The organism is Arthrobacter sp. J156, from assembly GCF_056172865.1.
Window position 1 is genome coordinate 2,050,071 of sequence record NZ_CM149650.1, and the last position, 19,544, is coordinate 2,069,614.

Sequence of the window (19,544 nt, forward strand, 5' to 3'; positions counted from 1 at the left end):
GGGACTGCACGAGCCAGGCGGCCGCCGCCGCCGCGACCGCGGCCGCCGGGATCAGCCCGTCCACGGCACACCCCGCCGGGCCAGAAGGTCGCCCAGGCGCCCGGCGGCGGGCCCCGGGCCCGCGACGCCGCCGGGCCCCTCCTGCCACGCGCTCTCGATCGCCAGGCCGTCTCCGGCGGGCTCGAGCAGTCCGATTCCGACGGGCCGCCGGCGCCCTCCGGAGCGCTCCATGTGGACGACCAGGTCGATCGCGCTGCCCGCCTGCACCGCAACGGCCGCCGGCGACAGCCCCGCGAGGGCCCCCATGGCCGCCAAGCGGGCCGGGACGGCGGCCGCGGCGCTCGCGTGCAGCGTGCCGCCCGCGCCGTCGTGGCCCGTGTTCATCGCGGCCAGGAAGTCCCCGACCTCGGCGCCGCGGCACTCCCCCACGATCAGCCGGTCCGGGCGCATCCTCAGCGCCTGGCGGACGAGCTCCGGCAGTCCCACGCCTCCGCTCCCCTCGATGTTCCCGCTGCGGCACTGCAACCCCACGACGTGGGGGTGGTCCGGGCTCAGCTCGCGCGAGTCCTCGACGATCAGCAGGCGCTCGTCGGGACCGGCCTCGGCGAGCATCGCGGCGAGCAGGGTCGTCTTGCCCGTCCCCGTACCGCCGCTGATCAGGAAGTTCAAGCGGGCCGTGACGACGGCGCGCAACGGGGCCAGCCACGGGTCCCCGGCGCCGCCGGGCAGGATGTCCACGAGCCGGGCGGCCGCGGCCCGCTTGACGCGGACCGAAAGGAGGGGACCCTCGGTGGCGACGGGCGGCAGCACGGCGTGGATCCGGTACCGGCCCGCCACGACGTCGGCGAACGGCTGGGCGTCGTCGAGCCGCCGTCCGCCCGAGGCCACGAGCCGGACGGCGAGCCGCCGCACGTCCTCGGGCGAGGCGAAGACGAACCCCGTCTCCGCCAGCCCGTCGGCGGAATCCGTCCAGACGCGCCCCGCCCCGTCGACGAGCACGTCCGTGGTGCCCGGCTGCTCGGCGAACTCCTGCAGCGGGCCGAGCCCCTGGAGGTCCTCCTGCAGCATCCTGACCACGCGGGCCGCACTGCCGCTGCCGACCACGAGCCCCGAGGCCCGCACGGCCCCGGCGAGGTCGGCCCCCGACAGCGAGGTTCCCGTGGCCAGGGCCCGCTCGCGCACGTGTTCGACGACCCGCTCGTCGACGGGAGCCGCGCGGGCGGCGAGGTCCGGTTCCGTGCCCTCGGTCCCCGTGCCGGATTCGTCCCAGCAGTGCCGTCCGCGCAGCCGTTCCGGGCTCACGCGGCCTCCCGCCCGGGCCCCGGGGTCCCGCCATGGAGTCCCGGCGGGGCGAGTGGCGCGGACCCCACCAGCGTCCCGACGGCGGCGCGGACGCTCCGGCGGGACAGCGCCGCCACGAGGCGCCCCTCCCCCGCCGCGCGTTCCACGGCCCGGGACCACGGCACGTAGGCGGCGAGCCCGAGCCCGGCGGCCGCCGCGACGGCCCGGGCGTCGCTGCCCGCGGGAAGGCGTCCGACGACGGCGCCCGTCCACGCCGGCCCCTGCGCGTCGGCCGGTGCGCCCGGAGTCCCGACGGGCCGCCGGGCGGGGAGGACGGCCACGGCCTCGTCCGCAAGGGCTGCCACGGAGGGGCCGGTCCCGGCCGCGCGGCCGGCATCGACCACGACGAGGTCGTAGATGCGCCGGGCCGCGGCGACGACCTCGTGGAGGACGCCACCGGGCAGCTCGGCGGCAGGGCCCCGTTCGCTCCAGCTGAGCACGGCGGTCCCCTGGGCGAGCGGGAGGACCTCGGCGAGCTGGGACGGCGCCATCCGGCCGTGCGAGCGGGCGAGGTCCTCCCAGCCGAGGACCCCGGCCCGGTCACCGCCGAGCAGCGGCCAGACCCCCGGGCTGAACGGGTCCGCGTCGATGAACAGCGTGCGGGCTCCGTCGAGCGTGGCCGCCGCGGCGTGCAGCAGCGCGGTCGTGGTCGTCCCCGCGCCGCCCGCGGCCCCCGCGAACAGCCGGACCGTTCCGGGGCCCCCCTTGAGCCCCAGCTCGCCGAGGAATTCGCCGAGCCAGGCGGCGGCCTGGGGCAGCACGGCGACGCGCGCACCGGGGCGCCGGGCCGCGGCCCGCCACAGGACCTCGGCGTCCTCGGGGTAGCCGGTGAGGATCACGGGGGTGCCCGGCGGGGACCCGTCGGCGCTCCCGACGCCGTCCGGGCCGAGCAGCAGCGCCGCGCACCCCGGGCCGGGCCGGGGATCGGGTTCGCGTTCGACCCGGAGCACCGCGCCGGCCGCCGCGGCGATGAGCGCCACGTGGTCGGCGAGCGCGTCGTGGCGCGTGCGCAGGAGGCAGTCGGTGCCCGCGGACGGTTCCGGGGGCCGGGCGGCGAGGCGTTCGGCGTCGTTCATGCCCACCACCGTGCCGCCCGGCGCCCCACCGCGCAGCGCCCGGCGTCCCGCCTGTGGACACGACGCGCCCCACCCCGCGCCGCCGCGTCCTGTGGAGGGGAACCGCCGCTCCCGGCGACTGGCAGAATGGCGTGGTGCCCCGCTACGCGCTCCTCGCGACGCATTCGAGCGGACAGCCCCCCGCCGAGGCCGGCGCGGCGTCCGGCGTCGTCCTGTTCCTCGATGCCTCCGGCAACCCCGAGGGCCACCCCGTGGCCGCGTTCGCAGGCCAGCTGCCCGGCGTCGTGCGCGAGATCGAGTCCCGGGGCCTGCGCTGGGTCTGGGAGCACACGCGGGACTGGTATCCGCAACTGCTCGCGGCGGGCGTGCGGATCGAGCGGGCGCACGACCTCGCCCTGTCCCGCGCGATCCTGCGCCACGCCCCGGCGGCGGCCGGGAGCGCCTACGCCGCCGGTCTGGGAACGGCCGGGGACGACGCCGCGCCCGTCCCGGCCGCGCTCCTTCCGCCCCCGCGCACCCCGGCGAACCAGGGCTCGCTCTTCGAGGAACCGCCGCCCGCCGCGGCCTCGGCCGAGGCCCTGGCCGCGGAGTTCGCGCGGCAGCTGGCCGCGGTGGACGCCTCCCCGCAGGGCCGCCGCCTGCAGCTGCTCCTGGCCGCGGAGTCCGCCGGCGCGCTCGTGGCGGCGGAAATGGAGCACCACGGCGTGCCGTGGGACACCGCGCGCCATGTGGCGCTCCTGGAGGACTCGCTCGGGCCCCGGACGCCCGCGGGCTCGCGCCCGGCGCGCCTCGAGGAGCTCGCCGCCGAGCTGCGCGCCGCCCTCGGCGCACCGCAGCTTAATCCGGATTCGCAGCAGGAGCTGCTGCGGGCGCTGCACCGTTGCGGGATCGAGGCCCGGAGCACGAGCCAGTGGGAGCTCGCGGAGTTCGACCATCCCGCGCTCGAGGTCCTGAACCGCTACAAGAAGCTCTCCCGGCTGCACTCGGCGAACGGCTGGGCGTGGCTGGATGCGTGGGTGAGCGAAGGCCGCTTCCGGCCGGAGTACGTCGTCGGCGGGGTCGTGACGGGCCGCTGGTCTTCGCGCGGAGGCGGGGCGCTGCAGATCCCGCACTCGATCCGCGACGCCGTGCGCCCCGATCCGGGGCACGTGCTCGTGGTCGCCGACGCGGCGCAGCTCGAGCCGAGGATCCTGGCGGCCCTCTCGCGGGACCGGGCGCTCGCGGACGCCGCGCGCGGGCGCGACCTCTACCAGGGGATCGCGGACCTGGGCTTCGGAGGGGACCGGGCGAGCGCGAAGATCGCGATGCTCGGGGCGATGTACGGAGGCACGAGCGGGGAGTCGGGGCGCCTGCTGCCCCAGTTGACGCGCACCTTCCCCCAGGCGGTCGCGTTCGTCGAGGACGCGGCGCGAACCGGAGCCGCGGGCGGGGACGTGGCCACCTACCTGGGCCGCGGGGCCCCGCCGGCGTCGTCGGCGTGGCGGGCGGGGCAACGCAGTACGACGGCGGACGAGCAGCGCCGCGCGGACGCCGCGGCCCGGGCGCGGGGGCGGTTCACGCGCAACTTCGTGGTCCAGGGCACCGCGGCCGAGTGGGCGCTGTGCTGGCTCGGCGGGCTGCGGCGCCGGCTGCACGCGGAGTCCGTGCCGCTGGGCCGCGGGGGCCTCGTGTTCTTCCTGCACGACGAGGTCATGCTCCACGTGCCCGCGGAGTCGGCGGGCCAGGTGGTCCGGATCGTCCAGGAATCCGCGGCGGAGGCGGCCGAGCTGATCTTCGGCCGGATTCCCGTGGAGTTCCCCGTCGGCGTCGCGACCGTCGACTCCTACGCCGACGCGAAGTAGCTCCCGGCTTATCCACAGGCCCGCCGTCGGCGGTGGCCGGCGCCGGGGCGTCTCCGTAGGCTCGCCGTAGGCCGGACGAGCGAAGGGAGCAGCGGATGACGGCAGTGGTCATCGACACGGGGGCGCTGTTCGCGTCCGCGCGCACCACGGGGGTGCTCGCCCAGCAGGTGGAGACGATCGCGGCATCCCTCGGACCCGCACTGTCCGGCAGCGCGGGGATGGCGGGCGGGGACGAGACGGGGCGGGAGTTCGGGACGGCTTACGACGCCGCGGCCAACGGCATCCTCGAGGGGCTGCGGTCCCACGCGCTCCACTTCGAAACGCTCGGGCGGATCCAGCACATCGCTGGCGGGGTGTACGAGGCCGTCGAGGCCGCCAACGCCGGGCTGGACGCCCCGGCCGTTCCGGCGGCCCCTGGCGGAACCGCGGCGCACTGCCCGCCCGGGCCGCCGAGCGCCGTGGGCGGAACGTGGGCCGGCGCGGACGAGTTGCAGTGGCTCCTCGACGCGGTCGGCGTCGGCTGGCCCCAGGCCTCCGCCCCGTCCCTCCGCTCCGCCGCGGCGGCGTGGTCCGCCACGGCCGCCCGGATCGACACCGCGGCCATCACCTTCCCCACCGATGCCGCCCGCCTGCTCTCCGGATGCTCGTCACGGGACACGTCGCTCGTCATCGCTGCGCTGCACCACGGAGCGGGCCAGCTGGGAGCGGTGGCCCAGGGCTGCCGCGACGCGGCCGCGGTGTGCGACGAGTTCGCCGCCGAGGTCGACGCCGCCCACGCCCAGTTGCGGACCGAGCTGCTCAACGCGGCACTCATGGTCGGCGTCGTCGGACTCGCGGGAGCGGCTCTGACACCCGTGACCTTCGGCGGAGGCGCCCTCGCGGGATCGGCCCTCAACGCGGGGCGGCTCGCCAGTCTGGGCGCGGTCCTGAGGGGGATCGTCGGGCGCCTCGCCGGCGTCGGGGCCCAGCTCGCGTCCCGGCTCGGCCCCGTCGGGGAGGCCGTCCGCGGGGCGGTCTCCGCTCTCGGTGCGGCGACCGCCCCGTTGGGCGGCGCGGCCACGCGCTTCGCCGGCCACGTCGCCGCGGGCACCACCGGAATCCGCGCCATCGACGTGGGCAGCCGCGCGGTGACCTCGTTCGCGGCCACGCGGACCGGGAAGGCGCTCGGCTACGGCGCGGGACTGGCGCGCGACGTCGTGGCCGACGGCGTCGTGGCGACGGTGGCCAGCCGCGGGGGCGGCAAGCTCGCCGAAGGCGCCGTGACCCGGTGGCGCGCCGCCGGCAGGGATCCCGCGGTGCGCGCCGCGGCGGGGCGGGGCGGCCTCCTCGTTCCCCCGGGCGCCGCGCTGGCGGCGACGGCCCTGACGGTCCACAAGCGCCTCGGTGCCGTCGAGAACACCGTCGATCTCCTGCCCGGCCGCCGGTACGCCGACCAGGCAGGGACACCGCGGGCCCCGGGGCACGCGGGCCGGCTCGAGCGCCTCCAGTCCGTGGAACAGCGCGCGAACGCCTCGGGCCGCTGGGCCGCCCAGCCCGTGCGGCCCGGCGCCTCGGCGGCGGCGCTCGGAGCGCCGAACGTCCGGCACACGGGCACGGGCACGGGCTCGGCGGCGCGCATCCCGGCGCCCCGGCCCGCTCCGCCGGTGAAGCCGGCACCGCCACCGGTTGAGGCGGCCACGCCGCGCCCCTCGCCAGAACCGCCGCAGGACTCGGACAACGAGGGCCGATGAACCCGCGCCGCGCCGCCGGGCCGGACCCTACAGCGGGGCGGGGACCTCGCGGCCGCGGTCCCACGGCTGGGTCCAGCCGAGCTCGTCGAACATCCGGTCCAGGACGATCGCCGTGAACCCCCAGATGAACGCGCCGTCGACGTCGAACGCGGGGGCGGCCCGGCGCAGTCCGTCCCGCTCCACGACGGCCATGACGCGGTTCGCCGGGTCCAGCAGGTCGGCCACCGGGACGCGGAACACCTTGGCCGACTCCGCAGGGTCCACGGCGAAGACCTCGGACTCGCGGCTCCACCATCCGATGACGGGCGTGACGAGGAAGTTGCTCACGGGTAGCTCGGCCTCCGGCAGCTCGCCGAGGATCTCGACGCCATCGGGGTCGAGCCCGGTCTCCTCGCGGGCCTCGCGCAGCGCGGCGGCGGTGCTGCCGTTATCGTCCGCGTCGATCCCGCCGCCCGGGAAGGCGATCTGCCCGGGGTGCTTGCGCAGTGTGTCGGCGCGCTGGACGAACAGGACGTCGAGGTCGGCGGGCACGGCCCGCGACTCGTGGTGGGCGGCGACGTCATCGAGCCGCCCGAAGAGGATCAGGACGGCGGCGCGGCGGGCACTGCCCGGCTCGACGGGCTTGAACCGCCAGCTGCCCGGCATCCGCACGGGGCCGGCGTCGGGGAGGCCCGCCCGTTCCCGGCGGGTGCGGCGGACGAGCTCCGCGAGCTCGCTGCGGGCGCTCACGCGTCCAGCCCGTGGCCCAGCGCCCGCAGTTCGCGCCGCGTGGCCCCGGACCGCATGAGCTCCAGGAGCTCGGTCCTGGCCGGGGCCAGCTCGTACTTGAGCAGCTTCGCGGCCCGTTCCGGGTCCGTCTCGCCCTCGCCGTAGGACGGGCAGAGCGTCGCGACGGAGCATGCGCCGCACGCGGGCTTGCGGGCGTGGCAGACGCGGCGTCCATGGAAGACGACGCGGTGGGAGAGCATCGTCCAGTCGGAGGGCTCGAACAGCTCGCCGACGGCATGCTCGACCTTGACGGGGTCCTGCTCCGCGGTCCAGCCGAAGCGGCGGGAAAGCCGGCCGAAGTGGGTGTCCACCGTGATCCCGGGGACGCCGAACGCGTTGCCGAGCACCACGTTCGCCGTCTTGCGGCCGACCCCCGCGAGCGTGACGAGGTCCTCGAGGCGGCCCGGGACCTCGCCGTCGTACTCGTCGACGAGCCGCCGGGCGAGCTTGAGCAGGTTCTCCGCCTTGGCGCGGTAGAAGCCCGTGGGCCGGATGAGCTCCCGCAGCTCCTCCGGGTCCGCCTCCGAGAGCGCGCGGGCGTCCGGGTAGCGGGCGAAGAGCGCCGGGGTCGTGGCGTTGACGCGCACGTCGGTGGTCTGGGCGGAGAGCACGGTCGCCACGACGAGCTCGAACGGGTTCTCGAAGTCCAGCTCCGGGACGGCGTAGGGATAGTCCTCCCCCAGCATCCGGTTGATCCGCCGGGCGCGCCGTTTCAGGGCGAGCGGGGTCTCTCCGCTAGGCACGTTCGACGTTGGCCAGATCGCGCAGGACGCCGATCCGGCCGTCGTTGTCCTGGACCAGGAACTCCCCGCCGCGGTCCTCGAGCGCGAGGATCCAGGCTCCGGGCTCCACCGTGAACAGGGCCGAGCCGGTGCGCTCGTCCCAGATCTGGCGGGTCTGCGGGACGGCGAACCAAAACGCCTGGTAGACGGGGGCGTCGTCGGCGCGGCGCGTGGCCTCCCACGGTTCCTCGTCCTCCTCCGGCTCCGGCTCCGCTGCCGGGGCGGGTTCGACGACGGACGCCGCCACCGTCTCGGGCGCCGGCTGGTGGGCGACGACGGAGCGGATGGCGGTCTCGGGCGCGGGCTCTTCCGCGGGCCCGGGTTCAGGCACGGACTCGGGCTCGGACGCGGACTCGTCGGCGGTCTGGTCCGCCACGTTCTCCGCGGCGGCCCCGGCGGCCCGCGCCCCGGCGGGATCCGAGGTGGCGGAGGCCTCGGCGTCGTCCCCTGCGGCGGGGGCCGCCGGCATCCCGGTCGCCCCGGGGGCGGGGACGGAGACGGGAACGACGGCGCTGCCGCCGGCCGCGGGATCGGCACCGTCGCTGCGCCCGGAGGTCGCCCGCGCCCAGAGCGCGGCGGCCTTCGAGGGGGCGGTTCCGGACCCGGGCGCCGAAGCGGCTTCCGTGGCGCGGACGGCGCGGAGCAGGAGCGGCCCGTCGCCGTCCTCGAAGTCGGCCGCGAAGCCGGGGATGGCCGCCGCGGCGGTGGTCGCGGAGATCAACGCGGCCGCGCCGAGCAGGCCCAGGAGGAAGGACGCATTCATGGACAGCACCGCGGCGAAGAAGAAGTAGAGGCCCGTGAGGATGCCGACGACCGATCCGAGCTGGTCGAGGGTCAGGGATCCGATCCGGACGAGGCGGCGGCCGCTGGCCCGGCGCCAGGCGAACGCCCCGGCGACGGCGAGCGGGAGGGCGAGCGTCACGAGCTGGTTGAACAACAGGCCGTTGAGGATCCAGAGGTTGGTCCACGTCCCCGGCACGGTCTGGAAGGGCAGCACGGAGCCGATGAGCAGCAGGAGCCCTCCGCCGATCGCCACGAGCTCGCGAAGCGTGAACGGTCCGGCCAGGGCCGTGGCGGTGCGGTCGTCCTGCGTGGCTGACAAGGCCATGGCGTCTCCTCTATGGTTCCCCCGCGTCCGGCCGGACGGCCGGAGTGCGTTCCGCTCCCCAGCTTAACCGTGCCGCGGCACCGCGGGGCCGTCCGCACCGCCCACGCGGCTCCCATCCGCCGCCGGCGGCGACCGTTCACCGCAGAATCCGCACGCTTCCCGTCTCGGAGTGTGACGGAGGACACCACAGGCCGGAGGCGCGCTGTAGCCTTGCTCACAGCACTTTTTACCGCTCCGAAAGGATCCGCCGTGCCTGAAACGACCACGTCCGCCCTGGACAATCTGCTGCACGAGAACCGCCGATTCGCCCCGGACGCCGGATTCGCCGCCCAAGCGGTCGCCGGCGCCGACCGCTACGAACGCGCGGCGGAGGACCGGCTGGGCTACTGGGCCGACCGCGCCCGCGAGACCCTCACGTGGGAGTCCGACTTCACCGAGACGCTCGACTGGACGGGCGCGCCGGTGGCGAAGTGGTTCGTCGGCGGGACGGTCAACGCCGCCTACAACGCCCTCGACCGGCACGTCGAGAACGGCCTGGGCGAGCGCGTGGCGATCCACTTCGAGGGCGCCCTCGGCGATTCGCGCTCCTACACCTACGCGGAGCTGACCGACGAGGTGAAGAAGGCGGCGAGCGCGTTCGAATCCCTCGGCGTCTCCAAGGGCGACCGCGTGGCCGTCTACCTGCCGATGATCCCCGAGGCCGTCATCACCATGCTGGCCTGCGCGCGGATCGGCGCCATCCACTCGGTGGTCTTCGGCGGCTTCTCCGCCGACGCCCTGCGTTCGCGGATCGACGACGCCGAGGCCAAGCTCGTGGTCACGGCGGACGGCACGTGGCGCCGCGGCAAGCCGAGCCCGCTCAAGCCCGCCGTCGACGCGGCCCTCGCCGCTCCGGGCCACACCGTGGAGAACGTCGTCGTGGTCAAGCGCAACGGCGAGCCCACCGAGTGGACCGAGGGCCTGGACCGCTGGTGGGACGACGTCGTCGGCGCCGCGGAGCCCGTGCACACGCCCGTCGCGCACGATTCCGAGCACCCGTTGTTCATCCTCTACACCTCCGGTACCACGGGAAAGCCCAAGGGCATCCTGCACACGACGGGCGGCTTCCTGGTCCAGGCCGCGGCGACACACCGCGACACGTTCGACCTGCACCCCGACACGGACGTCTACTGGTGCACGGCGGACATCGGCTGGGTCACGGGGCACTCGTACGTGACCTACGGCCCGCTCGTGAACGGGGCCACCCAGGTGGTCTTCGAGGGCACCCCGGATGCGCCGCACCAGGGCCGCTGGTGGGAGATCGTCGAGAAGTACGGCGTCACGATCCTCTACACCGCGCCGACGGCGATCCGCACCATGATGAAGTGGGGACGGCACATCCCCGACGGCTACGACCTCTCGAGCCTGCGCGTCCTCGGCTCGGTCGGCGAGCCCATCAACCCCGAGGCGTGGATGTGGTACCGCGACGTCATCGGCTCCAACAACGGCAAGGGGGCCGACGGGCAGCCGGGGCCGCGCAAGGAGCACCCCGCCCCGATCGTGGACACCTGGTGGCAGACCGAGACGGGCGCGCACATGATCGCCCCGCTTCCGGGCGTGACGGAGACCAAGCCCGGCTCGGCGCAGGTCGCGGTCCCCGGCATCGCCGTGGACGTCGTGGACGAGCTCGGGGCGCCGGTGGCCAACGGCGAGGGCGGCTACCTCGTGATCCGCGAACCGTGGCCGTCGATGCTGCGCGGCATCTGGGGCGACATGGACCGCTACAAGGACACCTACTGGTCCCGCTTCGACGACATGTACTTCGCGGGCGACGGCGCCAAGAAGGACGAGGACGGCGACATCTGGCTGCTCGGCCGCGTCGACGACGTCATGAACGTCTCCGGCCACCGCCTCTCCACGACGGAGATCGAGTCCGCGCTCGTCTCCCACCCCACCGTCGCGGAGGCCGCCGTCGTCGGCGCGAAGGACGAGACCACGGGCGAGGCCGTCGTCGCGTTCGTCATCCTGCGCGGGGGCGCGGGCGAGAGCGAGGACGCCGTCCAGGAGCTGCGCAACCACGTGGCCAAGGAGATCGGCCCGATCGCCAAGCCCCGCACGATCCTCGTGGTCCCCGAGCTGCCGAAGACCCGTTCCGGGAAGATCATGCGCCGCCTGCTCAAGGACGTCGCCGAGGGCCGTGAGGTCGGCGACGCGTCGACCCTCGCGGACAACTCGGTGATGGCCCAGATCGCCGAGTCGCTGCGCAAGTAGCGCCGACAGCGGGGTGGGAGGTCCGGTCGCGGGCCTCCCACCCCGCCGTCTTGTCGCCGGACGACGCATCGTTCGCCCCCGCCGGGGCCCGGGGGTTTAATGGGCGCTATGACTGAAGCGACCACGTCCGCCCCGCGGAGAATCCTCGTCCTGAACGGCCCCAACCTGAACCTGTTGGGCACGCGCGAGCCGGAGGTCTACGGCCACCAGACGCTCGCCGACGTCGAGGAGGCCTGCCGCGCGGCCGCCGGCGAGGCGGGCTTCGAGCTCGAGTTCGCCCAGTCCAACCACGAGGGCGTCCTCATCGACGCGATCCACGCGGCGCGCGGCCGCGTGGCCGGCATCGTCTTCAACCCGGGCGCGTTCACCCATACCTCGATCGCCCTGGCCGACGCGGTCTCGGGCGTGCAACTGCCCGTCGTCGAGGTCCATTTGAGCAACGTCCACCGGCGCGAGGCCTTCCGCCACCATTCGTACATCTCCCCGGTCGCCGCGGCCGTGATCGTCGGCGCCGGGGTCAACGGCTACCGCCTCGGCATCGCGCACGTCGCCTCCCTGGGCTGAAGGGGGACGCCATGACCGTGGGGGCCACGGCCGCGATGTTCCAGGAGTACGCGAGGACCTGGTTCCCGGGGCATTCGGACGCGTACGCGCAGTGGGCGGCCGGCGTCGCCGCCGACGAGGGCCTGCTGGAGCTCCTGGTGGGGCTCCCGTCGCAGAAGCGCCAGCCCAATCTCGTGTTCGCCGCCGCGCGCTACCTCGGCTTCCCCGACGGGGACTTCGAGGAGCTCGCCGCGTTCCTGCGCGGGCGCTGGGAGGAGGTCGCCGCCGTCGTCCTGGCCCGCCGCACGCAGACCAATGAGCCGGGCCGCTGCGCGACGCTGCTGCCCGCCTTCGCCCGGATCGCGGAGGAGACGGGCCGCCCGCTCTCCCTCATCGAGGTCGGCCCGTCGGCCGGGCTGTGCCTGCTGCCGGACCTGTATTCCTACGAGTACGACGCCGGGGCCCGGCTCGGGAGCGGCACCCCCGTCCTGTCCTGCACGACCTCGGGAGCCCCGCCGGTGCCGGCCCGACTTCCGGAGGTCGCCTGGCGCGCGGGGGTGGACCTGAACCCCCTCGACGGCCGGGACCCGGACACGGTGCGCTGGCTCGAGTGCCTCGTCTGGCCGGGCCAGGAGCACCGCCTCGCGCGGCTGCGCGAGGCGCTCGCGACGCTGCAGTCGCTCGGGCCCGGCGTGCCCCGGCTGCGGCAGGGCGACCTCAACGAGCACATCGCGGACCTCGTCGCCGAGGCCCCCGCGGGGACCACGCCCGTGGTGTTCCACTCGGCCGTGCTCGCGTACCTGTCGCCGTACGACAGGAGCCGCTTCGCCCGGACCGTGCGCTCGCTGGACTGCCGCTGGGTGTCCAACGAGAGCTTCTTCATGGAGCCCGCCGGCGAGACGGTGCCGAGCGGGCGCCCGGGCTGGTTCACGCTCGCGGTCGACGGCGTGCCCGTGGCGCACACGGGCCAGCACGGCGCGGAGCTGCACTGGCTCGAGGGCGCGTAGGCCCGGCCACCGTCCGCCGCTACCGCGGCGAGCAGGCGCCCGTGGAGACCTCGTCGGAAAGCGAGGGCGCCTCCTCGATGACGGGTGCGACCTCGTCGAGGGACAAGGCGTAGCCGACGTCGAGGTCGCCCTTGGCCTTGGCGAAGACGACGCCGACGAGCCGGCCCTGCGTGTCCACGAACGGGCCGCCCGAGTTGCCCTGCTCGACGTCCGCGCCGAGCTGGTAGATCCGCAGCGGCGAGGGGTCGGCGCCGTAGATGTTCTGCACCATGACGGAGCGCAGGGACTGCACGGTGGCGGCCTGGTTCTGGAACGGGCCGCCCGCCGGGTGGCCGAGGAACGCGCCCGCGTCGCCGACGCCGAGGTCCTCGCCGACCGGGATCGGGTCCAGGTCGAGGCCGTCGGTGGCGAGCACGGCGAGGTCGGCGGCGGCGTCGAAGTGGACCACGCGGGCCGGGACGGCACGGCCGTCGCGCGTGTTGACCACCGGCTCGGCGATGCCGGAGACCACGTGGGCGTTGGTGACGACGCGGTCCTCGGCGGCGACGAAGCCGCTGCCGGTCTGGTTCACGCCGCAGGCGAACGCGGTTCCGGTGATCTTCACAACGGATTCCCCGGCGCGCGCGACGCCCTCGGTGTCGACCTCGGCGTCCGGGACGGGCGTGGTGTCCGTCGGCGCGAACGGCTCGAGGAGCTCGGGGATGGTCTGGCCCATGACGAGCGAGCGGGCCTCGGCCATGGCGCCGGCGACGGGGTCGGGCGTGAGGGAGCGGATCGTGGAGATCACGCGGGAGTCGGCGAGCTGCTGCGAGAGGAGCGGGAAGCCCATGGTGGACACGGAGAACGCGATCGCGGAGAGCACGAGCGCCGCGACGGCCGTGTTGGCGAGGCCGCCGAGGATCCGGTCGAAGCTCTTGAGCACCGGGAAATTCAGCCACAAGCGGATCCGGCCGCCGATCGCCGCGCCGATGCCCTGCCCGATGATGATCAGGACGACGGCCGCGGCGATGATCCAGAAGAGCCGCCACCCGGGATCCGCGACCCAGCTGGAGACGAGCGGGATCGAGAAGAACGCCGCGACGCCGCCGGCGACGAAGCCGACGATCCCCCCGAGCGTGACGAACAGGCCCTTGCGCAGGCCGGAGACGAGGAAGAACAGCAGCACCACGAGGAGCGCCACGTCCAATCCGCTGAAACCGAAGAACAACCCGAGACTCCCTACTGTTGCGGCCCCATTCCGCCCTTCGGAAAACCGTCCGCCCCACGGGCGGGCCGTGCCTCCAGTCTACGTTCCACGGCGGCGGAAACCGGGTCGCGCGAAGTCAACTCGGGCAATCGCCGCTGTGGAAGGTGTCACAACCCCCGGCTCTACGGCACAATGAGAAAAGCGCCAACGACACCTGACAGGAGATTTCATGGACATCGAGGTACTTCGCCGGGCACCACTCTTCGCGACGCTGGGCGACGACGTGTTCGGCGCGCTGACCGAGGAGCTCACCGAGGTCGACCTTTCGCGCGGGGCATCGGTCTTCCGCGAGGGCGACCAGGGCGACCAGCTCTACTTCATCGTTTCGGGCAAGATCAAGCTCGGCCGCACGGCCCCCGACGGCCGCGAGAACCTCCTGGCCGTCCTCGGCCCGGGCGAGCTGTTCGGCGAGATGGCGCTGTTCGACCCGAGCCCGCGCAACGCGACGGCGACGGCCGTGTCGGAGACCCGCCTGGCCGGGCTGCGCCACGAGAACCTGCGCAAGGTCATCCTGACCAGCCCGGAGGTCTCCGTGCAGTTGCTGCAGGCCCTGGCCCGCCGCCTCCGCCGCACCAACGAATCGCTCGCCGACCTCGTCTTCTCCGATGTCCCGGGCCGCGTCGCCAAGGCGCTCCTGGACCTCGCGGACCGCTTCGGCCGCCCCGCGACGGACGGCATCCTGGTGGCCCACGAGCTCACGCAGGAGGAACTGGCCCAGCTCGTCGGCGCCTCCCGTGAGACCGTCAACAAGGCCCTCGCCGAGTTCGTCCAGCGCGGCTGGCTGCGCCTCGAGGCGCGCGCCGTCGTGATCCTGGACATCCAGCGCCTGCGGCAGCGCTCGCGCTAGATCCACGCGCACGACGCCGGGGCCGCACCTTCAGCGCGAAGGTGCGGCCCCGGCGTCGTTCCGTCCCGGCTCCGGGCCGTCAGCGGCCCCGCGCGGCGCCGCCGCCCTCGCTCGCGGCGGCGAGATCGACCTCGAGCCGCCAGTGGGGCCCGCTCCCGGCGACCAGTTGGGGCCGGTAGCAGCGGGGCTCGCGGCGGTGGGAGAGGTAGGCGACCGCGCCGCGCGTCGTGGCGAGCTTCTCGAGCGTGAACTCCACGGCCGGGACCGTGGTCCGGCTCAAGGGAAGGCCCACGGTGTCCTCCTGGCCGGCGGCGTCGCCGAGGGCGGTCGTCTCCCGTTCCCGCACGAGCTCCCCCGCGGCGAGCCAGCGCGCCCAGACGCCCTTGCCGCGCAGGAGCGTGGCCCGCTGGTTCACGGGCAGGGCCGCGGCGAAGTAGCGGGTGTCGAAGCGGCGGTGGGCGAAGTCGGGGCTGACCCACCGCGAGAGCGGCCGCAGCAGGTCGGTGCGCAGGCCGAGCCCGCGCTGGGCCAGGAGCCGGCCGAAGCCGATGTCCTGTCCCGCGAGCGCCTCGCGGATCGACATCCACTCCGCGCTCGAGCAGTTCTCCACGATGGAGAGCCCGTCGGCACCGGCGAGCAGGACGCCGGTCTCCTCGAAGAGCTCGCGCAGCGCGGCCACGACGTGGCGGCGGGCCTCCTTGTGGTCGAGGACGTCGAGGCGTCGCGCCCAGTCCCCGGGCGAGGGGCCGAACCACGGCACCGGGTCGTCGTCCTCCGGCTCCACGCTGCCGCCGGGGAAGGCGATGCTGCCGAGCGGGGAGGCCCCGGGCCGGTATCCCAGGTAGGTCTCGACGCCGTCGGTCCCGTCCCGGACCAGGACGACGGACGACGCCGGTCGGGCCGCGCGCGGGGTCCGGGCCCCATGGGCGACCCAGCTCTCGGCCGCGCCGTCCTGCGACGGCGGCAACGCGAACGTCCGCCGGCTCAGGCCGCGCCGGAGCGCGTCAGCTGAATTCGGCGACGAGTTCAACTTCGACCGGCGCGTCCAGCGGGAGCACGGCCACGCCGACGGCGGAGCGCGCGTGGATCCCGGCGTCGCCGAAGACCTGGCCGAGCAGCTCGGAGGCCCCGTTGACGACCCCGGGCTGGCCCGTAAAGGACGGATCGGAGGCGACGAAGCCCACGACCTTGACGATCCGGCGGATGCGGTCGAGGTCGCCGATCACGCTCTTGACCGCCGCGAGGGCGTTGACGGCACACGTCGCCGCGAGCGCGTAGGCGGCCTCCGGGTCGACGTCGGCGCCCACCTTGCCCTTGGCTGTGAGTTCACCCTGAATAAACGGCAGCTGCCCCGAGGTGTAGACGTAGTCCCCCGAGACGACGGCGGGGACGTAGGCGGCGACGGGAGCGGCGACGGGCGGAAGCTCGAGCCCGAGCTCGGCCAAACGGCGTTCGACGGCGGATGTCGGCTGGTTTTCCACGGTTCCTCCGGGCTCTTCGGTGCTACTGCTTGGGGCGCTTGAGGTAGGCCACCGGCGCGTTGCCGTCCGGTCCCGCGATGACGGTGACCAGCTCCCAGCCGTCCTCTCCCCACTGGTCGAGGATCTGCTTCGTGGCGTGAATGATCAGCGGCAAAGTCGCGTACTCCCATTTGGTCATAACCGATAGGTTAGCCGCTCCGGCTAAACTGGAAGGCATGGCCGGTCGTAAGTCTCCTTTTTTTGATACCGCAACCACCCTGGGCAAGATCGTCGCCTTCTTCGGGGTGAGTGCGCTCTGCGGAGTGCTCGCGGCGGGTCTGTTGATTCCTGCCGCGTCGGTCGCGGGGTCCAGCGCGTCGGCGGGCATCGAGTTCTTCGAGGCCCTCCCGGCCGAGCTGCGCGAGGAGCCGCTGTCCGTGCCCTCCCGCGTGCTCGCCAAGGACGGCTCCACGATCGCGACGTTCTACGCGGAGAACCGCGTCCCCGTGACCCTGGACAAGGTCTCGGAGAACATGCGCAAGGCGATCGTCTCCATCGAGGACGAGCGCTTCTACGAACACAACGGCGTCGACCTGCGCGGCATCACGCGCGCCGCCGTCAGCAACCTCACGAGCTCCTCGCGCCAGGGCGCCTCGACGCTGACCCAGCAGTACGTCAACAACATGCTGATCAACGCCGACCACCTCAACGGCGTGGCCAAGGAGGACCTGACGATCTCCGGCGACAGCAAGTCCTACGGGGACAAGCTGCGCGAGATCAAGCTCGCGATCGCCGTCGAGAAGGAGTTCTCCAAGGACGAGATCCTGCAGGGCTACCTCAACATCGTGCTCTTCTCCGGAACGACCTACGGCGTCGAGGCCGCCTCGCAGCGCTACTTCTCGATCCCGGCCGCCGATCTGAACATCCAGCAGGCGGCGATGCTCGCCGGCATGGTGCAGCTGCCCAACGTCTACAACCCGGTGACCAATCCGGAGCTGACGACGAAGCGCCGCAACACGGTCCTCGGCGCCATGAAGCGCACGGGGGCGATCACGGCCGAGGAGTACGAGGAGGCCGTGGCCTCCGAGCTCGAGCTCAAGCCGCGCGAGCTGAAGTCCGGTTGCGTGGCCGCGCGCACCGCCGCCAACTTCTGCGACTACGTCTCCCGCCTCATCACCTCCGACGCCTCGTTCGGCAAGACGGTCGAGGACCGCACGCGCCTGCTCTTCCGCGGCGGCCTGACCATCAAGACGACGCTCGACCCGCGCCTGCAGAAGGAGGCGGAGACGGAGACCAGGAACGCCATCCCGGCCGACGACGAGTCCAATCTCGGCACCGCCCTGGTCTCCGTGGAGCCCGGCACCGGCAACATCCTCGCCATGGCGCAGAACAAGCAGTACGGCCCGCAGGACGGCACCGAGTACACGGAGTTCAACTTCGCCGTGGAACGCTCGCTGGGCGGCTCGGGAGGCTTCCAGGGCGGCTCCACGATGAAGCCCTACACGACGCTCGCGTGGCTCGAATCCGGCCACAACATGTGGGACACGGTCGACGCGCGCCGGGACAAGTATCCGGACACCTACCAGTGGAAGGCCTCGTGCCTCCCGGGCGGTTCCGTGCGGACGTACTCCGACGATGGCGTTTGGGACGTCAACAACGCCTCCGCCGGCTTCAAGCGCTCGATGAACGTCGACTACGGGCTCTACTGGTCGATCAACACGGCCACGGTGGCCCAGGCCGCCCAGCTCGACCTGTGCGACATCGCCGACGCCACGGCACGTCTCGGGGTCCTCGACCAGTCCAATCAGGACAAGGAAACGGGCGAGACGCTCGGGATCTCACCCGCGAACCCCTCGTTCGTCCTCGGCTCCGCCCAGATCACCCCGCTCTCCCAGGCCGCGGCGTTCGCGGCGTTCGCCAACGAGGGCGAGTACTGCAAGCCCCGTGCCCTGACCTCCGTCGAGGACGCGGCGGGGAACCAGTACAAGGTCCCCGGCGTCGACTGCTCGCAGCAGATCGACGAGAAGGTCGTCCGCAACCTCAACGGCACGCTCTCCAAGATCGCCTCCCAGCGTGTCGCCCGCGGCACCGTCAACGTCCCGATCGCCGGCAAGACGGGCACGAACAACGGCGCCTCCTCCACGTGGTTCGTGGGCTACACGACGGGCGTCTCGACCGCCGCGTGGGTGGGCCGCAACACCGGCAACGAGAACATCTTCTCGACGCGGATCAACGGGCAGCTGTACCCGCAGGCGGATTCCTCGACCTTCGCCTCGCCGATGTGGCTCGCGTACATGAAGGACGTCGTCGGGTACTACCCGGCCGAGGGCTTCGGCCGTCCCGATTCCCGCCCGGCACCGGTCGTCACGCCGAGCCCGTCGGCGCCGCGGAACTCCGGCAACGACTCCTCCGACAACGGCGGCGGCAACGACTCCGGGGGCAACGACAACGGAGGCGGAAACGACTCCGGCGGTAATGACAACGGCGGGGGGAACGACGCCGGTGGAGGCAACGGCGGCGGCCAGGACGAGCCGACCCCGCCGGAGGACGACGAGTAGGCATGGGCGTGGCGGGGGAACTGTCCAGGATCGCCACCAAGGGCGCCTGGGCCGCCGGCGCGGCGCTCGCCGCGGGCGGCCTCGCGTTCGGCTACGGGCTCTCCGAGCGGAACCGCTTCCAGGTCCGCCATGAGTCGCTCGCCGTGCTCCCGCGCGGCGCGGCGCCGCTGCGCGTCCTGCACTTGAGCGACATCCACATGGTGCCCGGGCAGGAGTCCAAGCGGCAGTGGCTTCGCTCGCTCGCCGGGCTGCGTCCCGACCTCGTGGTCAACACGGGCGACAACCTCAGCCACCACGACGCGGTCCCGGCCCTCTTGGAGGCGCTCGAGCCGCTGCTCGAGGTGCCGGGCGTGTTCGTCCCGGGCTCGAACTGCTACTTCGCGCCGCGCCTGAAGAACCCGCTGCGCTACCTCCGCGGCCCATCCGGCCCGCCGCGCAGCGCGGCCCGCGACGAGCTGCCGTGGCGGCGGATGCACGAGGCCTTCGGCTCGGCGGGCTGGATCAACCTCAGCAACCGGCACCAGTCGGTGCCGTGGGGTCCCTTGCGGCTCGACTTCTCCGGCGTCGACGATCCGCACCTGCGCCGGGACGCGTTCGCCGGGTGGCCGCGCGGCTCGTCCACCTCCGGAGAGGCCCCGCACGTGCGCATCGCCCTGGCCCACGCTCCCTACCAGCGCGTCCTGGACACGTTCGTGGACGCGGGCGCCGACGTCGTCTTCGCGGGCCACACCCACGGCGGGCAGGTGTGCCTGCCGGGCTACGGCGCGCTCGTGAGCAATTGCGACCTCCCGACGTGGCGCGCCCGCGGCCTCTCCTGGTGGGAGCATTCCGGCCGCGAGGTCCCGCTCAACGTCTCGGCCGGGATCGGCACGTCCCGCTTCGCGCCGATCCGGATCGCGTGCCCGCCCGAGGCCGTCGTCGTGACGCTCACGGCGCGCCCGGCCTGACCGGGCGCCGGTCCGATGGCGACCGCGGCGGCACTGCGCG

At 73.9% G+C, this 19,544-nt stretch carries 17 protein-coding genes; 8 read left to right on the forward strand and 9 right to left on the reverse strand.

What is annotated here, in order from left to right; genetic code table 11:
* Window positions 1–51: 51 nt before the first annotated feature.
* Together AC0QR5_RS09340 and AC0QR5_RS09345 are read right to left on the reverse strand one after the other, a co-directional pair.
* A complete protein-coding gene (locus tag AC0QR5_RS09340) occupies window positions 52–1,302 on the reverse strand; it encodes a TadA family conjugal transfer-associated ATPase (RefSeq protein WP_329861848.1) in 1,251 nt (416 codons plus the stop codon).
* On the reverse strand, window positions 1,299–2,417 hold the full coding sequence (locus AC0QR5_RS09345; protein WP_430970721.1) for a CpaE-like family protein: 1,119 nt from the start codon (window positions 2,415–2,417) through the stop codon (window positions 1,299–1,301). The genes AC0QR5_RS09340 and AC0QR5_RS09345 overlap by 4 nt, the downstream gene beginning before the upstream one ends.
* A gap of 134 nt (window positions 2,418–2,551) precedes the next feature.
* Between AC0QR5_RS09345 and AC0QR5_RS09350 the strand changes: the two genes are divergently transcribed.
* Together AC0QR5_RS09350 and AC0QR5_RS09355 are read left to right on the forward strand one after the other, a co-directional pair.
* Entirely contained in the window at window positions 2,552–4,258 is a 1,707-nt protein-coding gene (locus tag AC0QR5_RS09350; RefSeq protein ID WP_329861850.1) for a bifunctional 3'-5' exonuclease/DNA polymerase, read from the forward strand.
* 95 nt (window positions 4,259–4,353) lie between these two features.
* Window positions 4,354–5,988, forward strand: coding sequence for a WXG100-like domain-containing protein (locus tag AC0QR5_RS09355; RefSeq protein WP_329861851.1), 1,635 nt, complete (start codon window positions 4,354–4,356; stop codon window positions 5,986–5,988).
* A 27-nt stretch (window positions 5,989–6,015) separates the two neighbouring features.
* On the opposite strand, the gene AC0QR5_RS09360 is transcribed toward AC0QR5_RS09355, so the two are convergent.
* Genes AC0QR5_RS09360 through AC0QR5_RS09370 form a run of 3 tightly spaced genes read right to left on the reverse strand, consistent with a single transcriptional unit; the run spans window position 6,016 to window position 8,646 of the window.
* Window positions 6,016–6,717: an NUDIX hydrolase gene (locus AC0QR5_RS09360; protein ID WP_430970722.1), complete on the reverse strand. Its 702-nt coding sequence runs from the start codon at window positions 6,715–6,717 to the stop codon at window positions 6,016–6,018.
* Complete coding sequence (gene nth, locus AC0QR5_RS09365; RefSeq protein ID WP_430970726.1) at window positions 6,714–7,442, reverse strand: endonuclease III; 729 nt, start codon at window positions 7,440–7,442, stop codon at window positions 6,714–6,716. The genes AC0QR5_RS09360 and nth overlap by 4 nt, the downstream gene beginning before the upstream one ends.
* Before the next feature lie 49 nt (window positions 7,443–7,491).
* A complete protein-coding gene (locus AC0QR5_RS09370; RefSeq protein WP_329861853.1) occupies window positions 7,492–8,646 on the reverse strand; it encodes a hypothetical protein in 1,155 nt (384 codons plus the stop codon).
* A 249-nt stretch (window positions 8,647–8,895) separates the two neighbouring features.
* Here AC0QR5_RS09370 and acs point away from each other — a divergent pair, with 249 nt between their 5' ends.
* The 3 genes from acs (at window position 8,896) to AC0QR5_RS09385 (ending at window position 12,446) form a co-directional block, all read left to right on the forward strand.
* On the forward strand, window positions 8,896–10,896 hold the full coding sequence (gene acs / locus AC0QR5_RS09375; RefSeq protein WP_329861854.1) for an acetate--CoA ligase: 2,001 nt from the start codon (window positions 8,896–8,898) through the stop codon (window positions 10,894–10,896).
* Between the two features lie 108 nt (window positions 10,897–11,004).
* Window positions 11,005–11,460, forward strand: a complete 456-nt coding sequence (gene aroQ / locus AC0QR5_RS09380; RefSeq protein WP_329861855.1) for a type II 3-dehydroquinate dehydratase — start codon at window positions 11,005–11,007, stop codon at window positions 11,458–11,460.
* An 11-nt stretch (window positions 11,461–11,471) separates the two neighbouring features.
* A complete protein-coding gene (locus tag AC0QR5_RS09385; protein ID WP_329861856.1) occupies window positions 11,472–12,446 on the forward strand; it encodes a DUF2332 domain-containing protein in 975 nt (324 codons plus the stop codon).
* Between the two features lie 19 nt (window positions 12,447–12,465).
* Here the strand turns inward: AC0QR5_RS09385 and AC0QR5_RS09390 are convergent, their stop codons facing one another.
* A complete protein-coding gene (locus AC0QR5_RS09390; RefSeq protein ID WP_329861857.1) occupies window positions 12,466–13,626 on the reverse strand; it encodes a MarP family serine protease in 1,161 nt (386 codons plus the stop codon).
* A 235-nt stretch (window positions 13,627–13,861) separates the two neighbouring features.
* Here AC0QR5_RS09390 and AC0QR5_RS09395 point away from each other — a divergent pair, with 235 nt between their 5' ends.
* Window positions 13,862–14,539 carry a Crp/Fnr family transcriptional regulator gene (locus AC0QR5_RS09395; RefSeq protein WP_329861858.1) on the forward strand — a complete coding sequence of 226 codons (678 nt, stop codon included), beginning with the start codon at window positions 13,862–13,864 and terminating at the stop codon, window positions 14,537–14,539.
* A 79-nt stretch (window positions 14,540–14,618) separates the two neighbouring features.
* Here the strand turns inward: AC0QR5_RS09395 and AC0QR5_RS09400 are convergent, their stop codons facing one another.
* The 3 genes from AC0QR5_RS09400 to AC0QR5_RS09410 are packed head-to-tail and all read right to left on the reverse strand — an operon-like array spanning window position 14,619 to window position 16,198.
* Window positions 14,619–15,506 carry an NUDIX hydrolase gene (locus AC0QR5_RS09400; RefSeq protein WP_329861859.1) on the reverse strand — a complete coding sequence of 296 codons (888 nt, stop codon included), beginning with the start codon at window positions 15,504–15,506 and terminating at the stop codon, window positions 14,619–14,621.
* A 37-nt stretch (window positions 15,507–15,543) separates the two neighbouring features.
* The gene (locus AC0QR5_RS09405; protein ID WP_329861860.1) at window positions 15,544–16,020 is read right to left on the reverse strand and encodes a RidA family protein; all 477 of its coding nucleotides are present in this window, start codon (window positions 16,018–16,020) and stop codon (window positions 15,544–15,546) included.
* Window positions 16,021–16,042: 22 nt separating this feature from the next.
* Entirely contained in the window at window positions 16,043–16,198 is a 156-nt protein-coding gene (locus tag AC0QR5_RS09410; protein ID WP_329861861.1) for a hypothetical protein, read from the reverse strand.
* Window positions 16,199–16,235: 37 nt separating this feature from the next.
* On the opposite strand from AC0QR5_RS09410, the gene AC0QR5_RS09415 reads away from it, so the two are divergent.
* On the forward strand, window positions 16,236–18,557 hold the full coding sequence (locus tag AC0QR5_RS09415; RefSeq protein ID WP_329861862.1) for a transglycosylase domain-containing protein: 2,322 nt from the start codon (window positions 16,236–16,238) through the stop codon (window positions 18,555–18,557).
* A 2-nt stretch (window positions 18,558–18,559) separates the two neighbouring features.
* Window positions 18,560–19,504 carry a metallophosphoesterase gene (locus AC0QR5_RS09420; RefSeq protein WP_329861863.1) on the forward strand — a complete coding sequence of 315 codons (945 nt, stop codon included), beginning with the start codon at window positions 18,560–18,562 and terminating at the stop codon, window positions 19,502–19,504.
* Window positions 19,505–19,544: the final 40 nt, after the last annotated feature.